This window comes from Candidatus Kaelpia imicola (genome assembly GCA_030765505.1).
In the GTDB taxonomy this organism is placed as follows: Bacteria; Omnitrophota; Gorgyraeia; order Kaelpiales; family Kaelpiaceae; genus Kaelpia; species Kaelpia imicola.
Window position 1 is genome coordinate 62,506 of the sequence record JAVCCL010000043.1, and the last position, 14,469, is coordinate 76,974.

Below are 14,469 nucleotides of genomic sequence, written 5' to 3' on the forward strand. Positions count from 1 at the left end.
ATGTTTAAAACTCTTAAAATATATCTTGGCGAAAGAGTAGATTATAGGAGTTTAATCAAAAGTTTCAGCGAATTAGGTTACAAGAGAGTGAGTAGTTTAGGTGCCAGAGATGAGTTCTCTTTTAAGGGAGCCGGCATAAGTATATACCCTTCCAGTTATGAATTACCATTGCGAATCGAGATAGATGACGATGTTGTATCTTCAATAAGAGTATTTAATCCCCATAGCGGCGATATTTTGGAAGAGCATGGGATGCTGATACTTTTACCTGTAAGACTCTCTAAGTTAAAAGATAGAGAGAGTCTCTATCTTGAAAGTATACCAATCGAGAATTTTCTCGATATTAAAAGAGGAGACTATGTCGTCCATATTACTCATGGTCTAGGCAGGTTTCTCGGTATTAAGACCTTAAAAGGAGAAGATTTCTTTTTAATCAAGTATTTCAGAGAAGATAGACTCTATATTCCCGTAAAAGATGCAGATCTCATTCAGAAGTATCTGGGGTTTGGAGGTAGAGCTCCTAAGTTAAGTAAGCTGGGAAGTAAAGATTGGCAGAGTCTGAAGAGTAAGGCTAAGCGCGGCATAGAGAGTTTTGCAAAGGATCTGCTCAAAATTCAAGCAGAGAGAGTAACTTTAAAAGGATACTCTTTTTCCAGAGATACAGATTGGCAGAATGATTTAAAGAACAGTTTTCCCTACAGAGAGACTCTCGGCCAGCTGAAAGCTATAGAAGAAATGAAGAGAGATATGGAATCTATCTCTGCGATGGATAGGTTGATATGCGGCGATGTTGGTTATGGTAAGACCGAAGTTGCTTTACGTGCGGCATTTAAAGCTGTCATGGATAATAAACAGGTCTCAATGCTCGTACCTACGACAATACTTGCTCAGCAGCATTACCAAAGGTTTACGGAGAGGCTCACGCAGTTTCCGGTTAGGGTTGATATGTTATCAAGATTTAGAACTGAGAAAGAACAAAAAGAGATTTTGGCTGACTTAAAAGAAGGCAAAATAGATATAATTATCGGGACTCATGGGTTAATATCATCCAATATTGAGTTTAAGGACCTGGGTTTACTTATAATAGATGAGGAGCAGAGGTTTGGTGTGATTCAGAAAGAGAAATTTAAACAGTATCGTCAGGTGGTAGACGTTCTGACTCTGACTGCAACGCCGATTCCGCGTACATTATATCTCTCTCTTGTTGGTATTAAAGATATGTCGGTTATAAATACTCCTCCGGAGGAGAGGTTGCCGGTCAAGGCGTATATCTCTGAATATGATGACAATCTAATTAAGCATGTTATCAGAAGAGAGCTTAAAAGAGGAGGCCAGGTATTCTTTGTAAATAATAGGATAAGAGGTATAGAGAGAACGGCGGCAAAACTAAAAAAATTATTACCTAAGGTAGAGATTGCTGCTGCACATGGAAGGATGGGGAAGAGAGAGCTTGCTGATATTATGGTGAGATTTTTGAATTCTGAAATAGATGTTTTAGTCTCTACGACCATAATCCAATCCGGAATCGATATCCCTAACGTTAACACTCTGATTGTAAATAGAGCGGATATGTTCGGTTTAGCAGGACTCTATCAGCTTAAAGGAAGAGTGGGGAGATATAATAGGGCTGCCTATGCATATTTTTTAATACCTAAAGATAAGCCTGTTTCAGGAGATGCTTCAAGAAGGCTTAAGACTATAATAGAAGAGGCGGATTTAGGTGCAGGGTTTAAAATTGCTATTCGGGATTTAGAGATAAGAGGGGCGGGTAACATATTAGGGCGAGAACAGCATGGATTCATACAGTCTGTGGGTTTTGATCTTTATTGCAGGCTTCTTAAGCAGGCAATATATAAATTGACAGGAGATGAAATAAAAGAGAGAATGTTTAGCAAAATCAACAATTGAATACGGGGGTCTTTATGAGAAAGTTTTTAACGGTATCAGCGCTGCTCTTGTTGATAGCTAATATCTCCGGGGCTGTTTTAGTAAATAGAGTAGTAGCCGTAGTTAATGGAGAGGTTATAACCGAGGCTGACCTGGTTCGTTTTGCCAAAAAGATGGCCATAGCTCGGAATATAGATTTAGCCCAGATGGATAGAGCTACAGAGGATAAGGTTATCAGGGAGTCGCTCAATGAGTTGATAGAGGATATGCTGGTTCTCTCTTATGCTAAGAGATTGGGCTTAGGAATAGATGAAAAGGCGGTTGAGAAAAGAATTGCCGTAATCAAGGATAGTTTTAATACTGAGATGGAATTTTTGAGCAGGCTGGAGAGAGATGGTTTAAGCTATGAAAGTCTTTGGCAGAGAATACATAACGATATTCTAAAAACCAAGACTGTTGATTATTTTGTCAAAAGAAAGATAGAGGTTCATCCTCAAGAGATAGAAAAATACTATCTTGCTAATAAGGATGAATTTATAGCACCTGAGGCATTTAAAGTTGAGAAGATATATGTTAAGAAGGGCGAAAGTAGCAGGGATAGGATAGACCAGATAAAATTGTTAATCGAAAAAAAAGTGCCATTTAAAGACTTGGCTCAGAATCATAGTGATTCCTTAGCTGATAATGTAAGAGAAGGGGAGTGGATTCAGAAGGGCAGGATTGGCGAGGAGATAGCCAATGCTATCTTTGGTCTTAATGTTGGAGAGGTAAGTGATATTATAGAGACTGAAGGTGCTTATTACATATTTAAAGTCGTTGCTAAGTCTGAATCTCACCTGGAAGAGTTAGATAAGGTTAAGGACAAGGTCTATAATCGTCTATATCAGAGAAAATTTTCTGAGAAATTTAATAAATTTATCACAGAGCTTAAAGAGGATGCCCAAGTCGATATTAAAATATAAGAAGCTCTTGCTCTATACTCTGGGAGATCCGGCTGGAATAGGTTCTGAGATAATCATTAAATCTTTAAGCCAAAGAGAGGTTCTTAACTCTGCCATACATCTTATAATTGCAGACCATAAATCTATTCTTAAGGTTACTTCAATCTTAAAATCGAAAGTCAGCTTAAACATAATGACTGGTTTTGATAGTGTTCTCTTAGAAGCCGGTGCTTTGAATATTCTGAACCTCTCTAATGCGCCGGATGTAGAACTATCTCAGCCTGATGCAGCCTCTGCTAGGGCAAGCCTGGAATACCTTGATAGAGCTGTAGATATAATTAAAGAGCATGGATCAGAGATAGCTTCCTTAATAACCCTTCCGGTCTCCAAGGAGGCGATATCTTCATTGGGAGTAGGTTTTAAAGGGCATACAGAATATTTAAAGGAGAGGTTTAACGTAGATTCTGTATTGATGATATTTTTGACTCCTGTTTTCTATCTCTATCTGGCTACTCGCCATATTCCCCTAAGAGATGTTTCGGCCCATATTGATTATCTTGAGCTAAAAGATGCTATTAAAAAGATGGATAGTCTCTTTTCGAAAGTGGATAAGCATAAACCTCGGATAGCTGTTTTAGGTCTCAATCCTCATGGAGGCGAGAACGGTATGATAGGAGATGAAGAGGTATTAATTATTAAACCTCTGATAGAAGAGCTGAAGGCAGAGGGTCTAAATATCAATGGTCCTTACCCCGGAGACGGTTTTTTCAGAAATAGAGAGAGGTTTGACTATGATATTGTTGTCAGTCTTTATCATGATCAGGCGTTGCCTGTAATCAAAGCTCTCTTTGACAATACGGTCAACTTTACTCTCGGCCTTCCTTTTTTAAGATTCTCCCCGGATCATGGCCCGGCCTATGACATTGCAGGAGAGGGAATTGCAAATCCGGCCTCGCTGCTTAAAGCTATTGAATACTCATTAACTCTTAATGTATCTTAAAGATATTCTTAGACAATATAAGATTAGACCCAATAAGAGGTTGGGTCAGAATTTTCTGATATCGGAATATTATTTAAATAAAATAATTGGTTCTATAGCTATTAAAAATGGAGGTTCGATTTTAGAGATCGGCTCTGGAGCTGGAAACCTTACCCGGGCTTTAGCTAAAGATGCAGCTTCTATAATAGCGGTTGAGAAAGATGTCAGGCTTTTTGGTGTTTTAACCGATATCTTTAAAGAGAACCCTATTGTATCTTTAATCAACGCTGATTTTCTGGCTGTAGATTTGAAGAGTTATTTTAAAAAATATGGCTTTCTGAGAATAGTCGGCAATCTTCCTTACTATATATCTACCCAGATAATAGAGAAGATAATAGAGAATAGGAAGATTATTAAAGATGGATATCTTATGCTTCAAAGAGAGTATGTTGAAAGAGTCCTTGCAGTGCCCGGGAGCAAGAAGTACGGGCGTCTCTCTATATTTGCTCAGACATTTTTAAATCTTAAAAAGCTGTTTAAGGTGCCGAAGAGCTGCTTCTATCCCCAGCCTAAAGTCGATTCTTATTTTATCTCTTTTAATATTAAAGATAATTGTATTATAGAAGATACAACTGTTCTGTCATTAGTGACCTCTGAGTTTTTTCAAAAGAGAAGAAAGAAAATAGCGACTATAATTAAAAATTCTAAAATTCTTACTGGACTTAATACTGCTTCTATAATGTATAATTTAGGAATAGATTTAAACCGAAGGCCTGAACAGCTATTGGTCTGTGAGTATATAGATATTGTTAAGAATATGGAGAAATAATGCATCCTATTATAATACAGTTTGGAAGTTTAGCAATTAGAAGTTATGGAGTTATGCTGGTTATAGCTTTTTTGACAGCGTTCTATTTAGCAAAGCATGATTCAAAAAGAATCAGCTTGAGCAAAAAGAGTATGGATTCAATTGCAAACTACCTGCTGCTTGGAGGCTTGCTCGGCGGGAGGGTCTATTACGGTCTCTTCTACGATCCCTACTATTATTTTATAAAGCCATGGGCTCTGCTCTTTATATGGCAGGGCGGCCTTGCTGTGCATGGTGCCATAATAGGCGGTATCTTATCGCTCTATATTTTTTCAAGGAGAAATAATATTGAGTTTTTAAAGTTAGCGGATTTTCTTGCACCTCTTCTGTTGCTTGGCCAAGCTATCGGCAGGATAGGCTGTTTTTTAAACGGTTGTTGCTACGGCATACCTACAGAAAAACCATGGGGCGTAATCTTTGCCAAGGATAGTATTGCCTATTATCAGTATGGTTTTCAGGCTCTCCATCCGACCCAAATTTACGAATGTATATTATCTCTCATAGGTTTTGTTTTTCTGTGGGTTATAAGAAGAGATTCGCCTTTTCGTGGTTTTATCTTCTCGCTATACCTTGTATATTACGGTCTGATAAGGTTCTATATATCTCTATTTAGAGCTGACTCGCTCTATCTCTGGGGCAGCAGTATAAAGGTTGCCTATATCCTAAGTCTGGGTTTGATATTATCCGGGGCAGCAGTATTAACCAGAGGTGTTTTAAAAGCTAAGAAAAATTAGCAGCTCTGTATTCTCTGCTTTTTTAAAATAGTTTTTTAGGTTATAATTTAGCCGAAAATATTTAAGAAGTATGGAGTTGATTTAAATTATGGAGATAGAGAAAGCAAGGGTAGAAAACGGAGTTGATATATATAACCTCATCAATGAAGCGGCCAAAGAGTATGATGTTCTGCCGCGTGCCCTGGGTTATATATATGAAAATATACGGGATTTTTGGGTCATCAGCGGTAAGAATGAAATTATAGGTTGTATAGCCTTACACTTTACCTGGGAGGATTTGGCTGAGATTAAGTCCTTGGTTTTAGACAGTAGCTTTAAAGGGGATAATATGGGTGCCTCTTTAATTGTAGAGGCTCTTAGAGAGGCTCAAAGATACAAAGTTAAAAAGGTATTTGTGCTTACTTTTATTCCTGAATATTTTAAAAAATTTGGATTTGAAAAGGTTGATAAATCAAAGTTACCTCATAAAATTTGGGCTGAGTGTATCAACTGTCCTAAATTTCCGAACTGCAATGAAGAGGCAATGATAAAGGAGTTGTAAAGATGGGTATGACTTTAGCAGAGAAGATATTGGCCAAACATAGCGGTAAGAGAAAGGTTAATCCCGGTGAGTACATTCTTGCCGGAGTCGATCTCTCTTTTGCAAACGATATTACTGCCCCGCTTGCAATAAAAGAGTTTAAAAAGACAAAAAAGAGATTATTCTCCAGGAAGAAAGTTGCCTTGATACCGGACCATTTTACTCCTAATAAGGATATTAGATCGGCTCAGCAGGCTAAGATTTTAAGAGATTTTGCCAGAGAAGAAAAAATAGAAAATTATTTTGAGATAGGAGATGTTGGTATTGAACATGCTTTACTTCCCGAACGTGGTTTTATAAAACCCGGAGATTTGGTAATAGGGGCTGATTCCCATACCTGTACTCATGGAGCTCTGGGTGCTTTTGCAACAGGAGTAGGGAGTACTGATACAGCCTTCTCCTGGGTGAGTGGAAAATGCTGGTTAAAAGTACCTCAGACAATAAAATTTATCTATAAAGGAAGATTAAATAAATGGGTGACAGGTAAAGATATTATACTCTTTACAATAGGTGATATCGGAGTAGATGGAGCTTTATATAAGGCGATGGAATTTACAGGCCCTGCAATAAGAAGGTTGAGTATGGATGGACGTTTTACAATGTCAAATATGGCAATTGAAGCAGGGGGTAAGGTTGGGATAATAGAGCCTGACGAGGTAACCCTGGAGTATTTAAAAGGCAGAATAGATAATGCGGTATATAAGAGATTGAAAAATAATATAGATTATCTTAAGAGCGATAAAGATGCTCTTTACAGCGAAATAAGAGAGTATGATATCTGCAGCTTAGAGCCTGTTGTATCCTGCCCTCATCTGCCTAGCAACGTAAAGGAAGTCTCTGAGCTAAAAAATGTCAGAATAGACCAGGCTGTTATAGGTTCTTGCACCAATGGAAGGATGGAAGATTTAAGGTTGGCGGCTAAAGTTCTTAAAGGCAGAAAGGTTAATTCTAAAGTTAGGCTATTGATATTTCCTGCAACACAGAAAATATATCTTGATGCTTTAGCCGAAGGTCTGTTGAATATATTTGTGAAATCTGGAGCTGTGATATCGCCTCCAACTTGCGGGCCTTGTCTTGGCGGGCATATGGGAGTCTTAGCAGAAGGTGAAGTTGCAATTGCAACAACAAACAGAAATTTTGTTGGTAGAATGGGACATATTAAGTCAAGTGTATATCTATCTAATCCTGCGGTAGCAGCAGCTTCGGCTATTACCGGCAAGATAACCAAGCCTAGCAGCTTGTGAGAATATTTTTAACATCTGCTCTTTTATTTTTTACTATAGGCTGCAGGTCTCTTTTTCAAAATGACTATCTATTTAAGATTCAGCAAGAAGAGTTTTTTTTACAAGGTTCTGTTTTAGTTAAAGGATGGGGCATTGCAGATAGTTGTTTTAAAAATATATCCTTTGAGATTCCGGGCAAGCCTTACAAAGCTTTTCTTTATTATGCAGGTAGAAACAGTGGCCATCTAGAGGATAAATCTTTATATATTGAAGGTAAGATAGTATCCGGCAGATTAATATATGCTGAGAATGTAAACAAGGATCCTGCATATAATAGATATGTGCATACTCTGCGTTACGATGTTACATCTTTTGTGAAAAGAGGAGAGAATAATTTAGAGATTTGGGGTTTTGAATCATTTATAAATGAAGGTCTTGGTATAGTTATACTTTATGAAGACAGCAACGAGAGCTTTAAAAGAGTTGTTCTTAAATCAGGTCTTGGTTTTTTCTGGTCCGGACTTGAAGGTGAAGAGAGAGATGACTCCCCAATAGTTGAGTTTAAAGTTAAGTCTGGAGAGACACCTAAAGAGGTGCGTGCATTTATGTTTTTTGCAGGAGGTTCAGATTCTCCCAGAGACGAGAGGGTCTGGTTCAGGAGGTCTTCAGTTAAGCTGAATTCTAGTATTATTGCTAACTCAGAACTGTTATTTGAAAATCAGATAGCTTCATATAGTGGAAGAGAGTGGGATAGCTTGGATTTTAAGCTGCCTCTTAAAGAAGAAGATAAATTTGTATATTTTCAAATTGAATCTCTGGATTTTACTGCCTCTGAACATAACGGAGACAGTTTGAATTTTATTCTTTTAGGGTTAGAGATTCCGCTTGCAAAGGAATAAAATCTAAGATAGCATTTAACTAGTAGGGGCAGCTGGTAGTATTTTATTTTGTAGTGTAAATAGAAGTGTTTGTTGATATAATGAATTTAGCTCATTAAAATTATGTTTCAAAGAGTTAATAATTGGAGACCCGGTATCCCTGCCACAACCCCACGCCCGTGGCCAAGCCCCCTCCTCCACCCCCTAAATGCCGGGTCTCCTTTATAGTTTTTTTGTGGACATAAATATAGGTGTGATATAAAGTTAAAAAAGCTCTTTTAAAATATAGTTCAACGGTGTAAGGGAAGTTGGTGTGCCTCATATTTTGGCAAATCCAACACAGCCCCGCTGCTGTAGCTCAGCCCTGCATAGCAGGGAACTTTTTTAGCAAGTTTGAAGCCACTGCCTGTATAATGTAGGTGGGAAGGCGGCTAAAAGAGCTGAGGAGTCAGAAAACCTGACTGTTGAAGATAAGTTATAGTTCTCTCGCGGTGAGGAGAACGGCTATCGTACCATTGGGTTTATAAATCGAGGGTGAGCCCTGTTATCTTTTTAGGTAGCAGGGCTTTTTTTATTTTAAACCAGTTTTTCAAATTAAAAGGAGTAGAGAGATGAGGAGAGTATTAATAGTTTTGGGTTTAGTCTGTCTGTTTTCTATAGTAGTTTTAGAGAATGGAATTTCGGAAGTTGTTAGTTTAAATCCGATAGTTGTCTCATATTATGATCAGCTAAAAGGTGTCTCAGGTTATGATATACCTTCAAATATCCAGGTCTATTCTAAGGATGAGATTGAAGAATCTGGTGCGGTATCGTTACTTGATTTTTTAAAGAAAATTCCAACAGTTAATGTTTCTGATTATTATGGTACAGGTATAAAGGCAAGCGTGGATTTGATGGGGTATGGCGATAATGCCTCTTCAAATATACTGGTGCTTGTTAATGGAAGACGTGTTAATGATATAGATTTAAGTGGTGTTGATTGGACTCAGATACCTTTAGAGAACATAGAGAGTGTTGAGATTATGAAAGGCGGAGGCGTTGTTCTCTATGGAGATAATGCAACAGGTGGTGTGATTAGCATAGTCACAAAAAAACCCAAGAGTAAAGATTTGAAGGTTAATTTAAGTACTAAGTTTGGAAGTTATTCTTTGGATAATGAAGTTATTGAGATAGAGAAGGCTGGTGAGGGATGCTCTTTTTACATTAATTCCAGTCATTACGGAACCAATGGTTACAGAGAGAACAGCTTTTATTCTTCAGATAGTATTTATGCTAATTTTGATTTTAACCCTTTTAATGATTTAGAGCTTTCTCTTGAATCCGGTTACCAGAATTATAACTACGGTTTGCCGGGTTCACTTCTTACAACTGATTTGGAGGGAAGCTATTCACGTCGTGATACCAAAAATCCTGACGATACTGTACGAATGGAAGATTGCTATGTGAATTCTAAAATTAATTACAAAATACAAGAAGATATCAAAGCTTCAATAAGTGCTTATCTGAGAGATAAAAACGGAAGAGATGATATGGTAAGTTATAGCTCTGTAACAGATAAGCATATTCAACAGGAAGGGGCTAAGGCTCAATTCTTTATAGATAAGGATATATACGGGTTAGAAAACAGCCTTATACTAGGAGTAGAGTTTTTCCAGGCTGATTATTCAGCAAACTCTATTGGCTTATGGACAGGGGTTACATGTACTGATATTGACAGAAGATCGTTTACGGTCTTTATACAGAATCAGTTTAATTTAACAGATAAGCTCTCTGCTCTTTTAGGTGCCAGACATCAGAAAGATAGATTTACTTTTGATTATATTCCATCATCAGGGAGCATTTTTGATGACAGTTTAAATCTCAACGAAGAAGGGTATGAAGCAGGGCTTAATTATAAATGGAGTAATGAAACAAATGTTTTTCTACATTTTGCACGAGCTTTTAGAGTCCCTAAGACGGATGAGTATTTTTCAACTTGGCCATCTGCTTCCATTACAACTTCTCTTATACCGCAGCGCTCTAAAACGTATACTTTAGGTGCTAATTCTAAAATGAATGAAAAAATTACATTAAATACAGATTTATTTTTAAGTAATGTTGATAACGAGCTTTATTGTAACGATTTATCTACTGAGGATAATTTAAACGACAACTATCCTAAAATCGAAAGACTGGGTTTTAATATTTTAACTACTATCTGTTTGACTCCAGATTTAAGCATGGATTTTGGATACCGCTACATAGATGCAGAATTTAAAAAAGGAGATCATAAAGGTAGGAAAGTTCCATTTGTTCCGGAGAATCTTTTTAGTTATGTTTTAAGATATGACTTTAAGGAACTATTCTCTGTTTATTTTGATCTTAATTATAGAGATAAGGTTTATAGAATAAACGATTTAAACAATGCAGTTTCAAAACTGGATTCTTACTGGGTTGCTAATTTGAAATTAGATTATAAATGTAAAAACAATCTCTTAGTTTATTTCGGTATCAACAATTTATTTAATGAAAGATACTCAGAATATGGAAGCTATGGTAATTCATCGGGGAATATGGCCTTATATCCATCTCCTGGAAGAAACTATTATGCTGGGGCGAAATACTCATTTTAATATATAGAGCTTATCTTCTATGTTAAAATAATGCAATGTTGGTTCGCATATTAATAATTCTAATAATAGGTTTTTTTCTATCCAATGCCCATGCATTAAGAATTATCTCTTTAAGCCCCTATCTTACCGAGTCTATTCTATTACTTGACGGCGGGGACTCTCTGGTTGGTATTACAACGATATCTAAGAAGCTATTTGGTATTGATAAAGAAGTAGTAGGGGATACTTTAAATATCAATATAGAGAAAGTTGTCTCGCTTAAGCCCGATATCATTTTAGCAACTCCCATGAATAAGATTGAGAGGGTAGAAAGAATCAAGGGGTTAGGTTTTAGAGTTGAGTATTTTGAGATCGAAAAGAGTTTTGAAGATTGTTGTAATAATTTCATGAAACTTGCAGAGATGATTAACAAAGTTGAAAAAGCAAAGATTATGATAGCTGAATCAAAAGAGAGGTTGGGGCTGATAGCCCGGAAGTTAAAATCAGGGAGTATAAAGAATATTTTTATAGAGGTTGGCTGCAGACCTCTTATTACTGCAGGTAGAAATTGCTATCTAAATGATTTAGCTCAATATTCAGGAGCTTATAACGTAGCTAGTGATATAGGGAGTAGTTTTTTTAGGATAACCAGAGAGAGGGTGCTAGAACTAGACCCTGAATATATCCTGATTCTTTCTGAGGATTATTTGGCGAGTTCTAAAGCATGGGGAGAGTACGATTTTTTGATTGCAGTTAAAAATAAGAATTTAATTAAAGTAAATAAGAACGTCTTTTCAAGGCCTAATCCTGTAAACTTTGTTCAAGCTGTTTATATGTTGAGCTCTAAAATAAATCCAGAAATATTAAATGAAGATTAAGATTTTAATAATTGTAATCCTACTTTTAACTATAGTTGTATTTTCTTTAAAATCAGGTGAAGTCGAAGTCTCTTGGCAGAAGATATTTAAAATTATAACTGTTGATTATGGTTCAGGAGTCGAGAGTTCTATTGTGAGAGATATCCGTTTACCCAGAATTCTAATTGCTCTTATAGTTGGAGCTGGTCTTGCGGTAAGCGGAGCGGTGTTTCAATCTATTTTAAGAAACCCTTTGGCCGAGCCTTATACCCTTGGTATCTCAGGCGGTGCTTGTTTTGGTGTTGCTCTGGCAAGCCTACTGCTTGGTTTTAGATTTTCTTTTTTGATTCCTTGTGCCGGCTGGTTGGGAGCGTTAGCTGCTGTCTTTATTGTCTATCTTCTTTCGCTAAGGCGTAATTTTACGACTATAAGCCTTATCTTATCGGGTATTGTAATCAATTTTTTATTCTCATCTTTAGTGCTTGTCCTATTTGCATTTATTGAGCCTAACAGGGTTCAATCCATGATACTCTGGTTGATGGGGGATCTTTCGTCTTCTAATTTCAATTTAGTAAAAATAGGATGCTCTATTATCCTGCCGGCAATATTGATTATTATTCTTCTCTCTCGCAGGCTCGATATTTTAAGTTTAGGCGATGAGAAAGCGTACTCTTTAGGTCTCAATGTCAAAAGAGAGAAGCAATACTTTTATATTTTAGCCTCTCTTATTACCGGTACGGCTATAGTCTTATCAGGAGTAGTTGGTTTTGTAGGACTTCTTATTCCACATCTGATGAGAAGGTTCTTTGGGACTTTAAACAGGGGGGTATTGATATCTTCTGCTTTGTCTGGAGCGGCTTTTCTGCTTTTGGCTGATACATTTGCCCGGGTTGTAATATCACCTCTGGAACTGCCTGTAGGTGTTATAACCGGACTTGTCGGGGGAGTATTCTTTCTTATGGTTCTCATTTTAGGTAAGGAGTTTAAGATTGGATAGTATCTTAGAGTTAAAAAATGTCTCTTCTGGTTATAAAGATAAGATAGTTATAAAGGATATCAATTTTAAAGTTAAGAGAGGCGAGTTCATAGGTTTAATTGGGCCTAATGGTGCAGGCAAGACTACTCTTTTCAAGACTCTTATGGGTATATTAAGGCCTGATAGAGGAGAGATTCTGTATGGAGAGATGGCTATAATAGATATACCTCTTAAGGAGAGAGCGAGAAGAATAGCGTTTCTGCCTCAGATATTTGAAACCAGGTTCTCATATACAGTGGAGGAGTTTATAGCGATGGGGAGGTTTCCTCATCAGGATGGGCTTAGTACCTATTCTAAGGAAGATTTAGAGAGGGTTAAAGATGTCATTGGGAGATTCTCGTTGACCGATATAAGAGACCGCAGGATAGATGAGTTATCAGGCGGCGAACTTCAAAGGGTATTATTTGCTCAGAGTATTGCCCAGGATCCGGAGTTGCTGCTTTTGGATGAACCCACGACTCATCTTGATATTGGACATCAGCTTGAGATTATGAACAGTCTAAGCGATCTTAATCAAGAGGGGCTTACTGTAATTGCAATATTGCATGATTTAAATATCTCTGCAGAGTTTTGCGATAGGCTTATTCTTATGGATAAAGGTAGAGTGGCGAGAGACGGAGAACCCTCTTTTGTTATGGACTATAATATAATAGAAGAGGTCTACAATGCTCGAGTTGTGATAAGAGAGAATCCTTATTCCGGGAAACCATTTTTGATATTGTATCGAAATAGAGCATAGGGTAAGATGTTTTTTTATTATAAAGGAGGCAGTTGATGAAAGCAGTTGTTAGCGGTGGATGTGGTTTTATAGGTTCTCATTTGGTGGATACTCTTCTTAATGAAGAGTACGAGGTCCTTGTCTATGATAATTTAGAAGAGCAAGTTCATCAAGGCAAGAAGCCTCCCTATCTAAATAAGGGTGCTGAATATATATATGGAGATATTAGAGACTATGATTCTTTTAAGAATGTTCTCATGGATTGTGACTATCTTTTCCATTTTGCTTCTATGGTAGGGGTGGGGCAGTCTCAATATCAGATTAGAAAGTATATGGAAGTCAACGATCTTGGGATAGCAAATCTTTGGGATATTTTAGTAAATAGTAAAAATAGAGTTAAGAAGGTTATAGTTAGCGCTTCGATGTCGAGTTACGGAGAGGGGCTCTATAACTGCGACAGCTGCGGCAAGGTGAAGCCCTCTTTAAGAGAAGAATCTCAGCTTAAAGATAAAGATTGGCGGCTGCACTGTCCTAACTGTTCATCTATTTTAACCCCTATAACTACGACAGAAGATACTCCTCTTGTTCCTAATTCTATCTATGCCTTAGGCAAGAAAGTTCAGGAAGAGATCTCTCTTATGATGGGTAAGACTTATGGCATACCAGTTACCTCTCTCAGGTTCTTTAATGTCTATGGTTCCAGACAATCGTTATCCAATCCTTATACAGGTGTCTGTGCTATCTTTATGTCCCGAATTAAAAATAATAAATCTCCTTTTGTTTTTGAGGATGGTAAACAGAGCAGAGATTTTATATCGGTTAAGGATGTAGTAAGAGCGGTTATCGGAGCGATTAAGAAGAGCGAGTCAGATTATAAGATTTGCAACCTTGGCAATGGAAAACCTTATACTATAGAATCTGTTGCGCTTGAGCTTGCTAAATTGTTTGACAAAGATATAACACCTCATATATCCGGTGGTTACAGAAAGGGTGATGTAAGGCATTGTTATGCAAGTATTGAGAATGCTAAGGAGTATCTTGGTTGGGAGCCTGAGATTGATCTTGCGGCTGGACTAGGAGAGTTGATTGAGTGGGCTAAAAATGAACCTGCTTTCGATAGATTCGATAAAGCATTTGATGAGCTTATAGAGAAAAATTTAATCAAAGAGTGATTTAC

The 14,469-nt window shown here is 37.2% G+C and carries 13 protein-coding genes and 1 riboswitch; all 13 genes read left to right on the forward strand.

The features are described from left to right. The 13 genes from mfd (at window position 1) to P9L98_06935 (ending at window position 14,464) form a co-directional block, all read left to right on the forward strand. Window positions 1-1,908 carry a transcription-repair coupling factor gene (gene mfd / locus P9L98_06875; GenBank protein ID MDP8217013.1) on the forward strand — a complete coding sequence of 636 codons (1,908 nt, stop codon included), beginning with the start codon at window positions 1-3 and terminating at the stop codon, window positions 1,906-1,908. 14 nt (window positions 1,909-1,922) lie between these two features. After that, complete coding sequence (locus P9L98_06880; GenBank protein MDP8217014.1) at window positions 1,923-2,849, forward strand: peptidyl-prolyl cis-trans isomerase; 927 nt, start codon at window positions 1,923-1,925, stop codon at window positions 2,847-2,849. Then, a complete protein-coding gene (gene pdxA / locus P9L98_06885) occupies window positions 2,824-3,828 on the forward strand; it encodes a 4-hydroxythreonine-4-phosphate dehydrogenase PdxA (GenBank protein MDP8217015.1) in 1,005 nt (334 codons plus the stop codon). Before P9L98_06880 ends, pdxA begins: the two co-directional genes overlap by 26 nt. Next, complete coding sequence (rsmA, locus tag P9L98_06890; GenBank protein MDP8217016.1) at window positions 3,818-4,636, forward strand: 16S rRNA (adenine(1518)-N(6)/adenine(1519)-N(6))-dimethyltransferase RsmA; 819 nt, start codon at window positions 3,818-3,820, stop codon at window positions 4,634-4,636. Before pdxA ends, rsmA begins: the two co-directional genes overlap by 11 nt. Next, window positions 4,636-5,409, forward strand: a complete 774-nt coding sequence (gene lgt / locus P9L98_06895; protein MDP8217017.1) for a prolipoprotein diacylglyceryl transferase — start codon at window positions 4,636-4,638, stop codon at window positions 5,407-5,409. Before rsmA ends, lgt begins: the two co-directional genes overlap by 1 nt. Window positions 5,410-5,497: 88 nt before the next feature. Next, complete coding sequence (locus P9L98_06900; GenBank protein ID MDP8217018.1) at window positions 5,498-5,950, forward strand: N-acetyltransferase; 453 nt, start codon at window positions 5,498-5,500, stop codon at window positions 5,948-5,950. Between the two features lie 2 nt (window positions 5,951-5,952). After that, a complete protein-coding gene (leuC, locus tag P9L98_06905; protein MDP8217019.1) occupies window positions 5,953-7,233 on the forward strand; it encodes a 3-isopropylmalate dehydratase large subunit in 1,281 nt (426 codons plus the stop codon). Then, window positions 7,230-8,111, forward strand: coding sequence for a hypothetical protein (locus P9L98_06910; protein ID MDP8217020.1), 882 nt, complete (start codon window positions 7,230-7,232; stop codon window positions 8,109-8,111). Before leuC ends, P9L98_06910 begins: the two co-directional genes overlap by 4 nt. A gap of 249 nt (window positions 8,112-8,360) precedes the next feature. Next, a riboswitch (cobalamin riboswitch) is annotated at window positions 8,361-8,570 on the forward strand. Between the two features lie 131 nt (window positions 8,571-8,701). Next, window positions 8,702-10,702 (forward strand): TonB-dependent receptor, encoded by a 2,001-nt coding sequence (locus P9L98_06915; GenBank protein ID MDP8217021.1) that lies wholly within the window; start codon window positions 8,702-8,704, stop codon window positions 10,700-10,702. A gap of 35 nt (window positions 10,703-10,737) precedes the next feature. After that, window positions 10,738-11,559, forward strand: a complete 822-nt coding sequence (locus P9L98_06920) for a helical backbone metal receptor (protein MDP8217022.1) — start codon at window positions 10,738-10,740, stop codon at window positions 11,557-11,559. Beyond that, complete coding sequence (locus tag P9L98_06925) at window positions 11,549-12,535, forward strand: iron ABC transporter permease (protein MDP8217023.1); 987 nt, start codon at window positions 11,549-11,551, stop codon at window positions 12,533-12,535. The genes P9L98_06920 and P9L98_06925 overlap by 11 nt, the downstream gene beginning before the upstream one ends. Next, window positions 12,528-13,313, forward strand: coding sequence for an ABC transporter ATP-binding protein (locus P9L98_06930; protein MDP8217024.1), 786 nt, complete (start codon window positions 12,528-12,530; stop codon window positions 13,311-13,313). The genes P9L98_06925 and P9L98_06930 overlap by 8 nt, the downstream gene beginning before the upstream one ends. A 35-nt stretch (window positions 13,314-13,348) precedes the next feature. After that, the gene (locus tag P9L98_06935; GenBank protein MDP8217025.1) at window positions 13,349-14,464 is read left to right on the forward strand and encodes a GDP-mannose 4,6-dehydratase; all 1,116 of its coding nucleotides are present in this window, start codon (window positions 13,349-13,351) and stop codon (window positions 14,462-14,464) included. The last annotated feature ends 5 nt before the right edge of the window (window positions 14,465-14,469 follow it).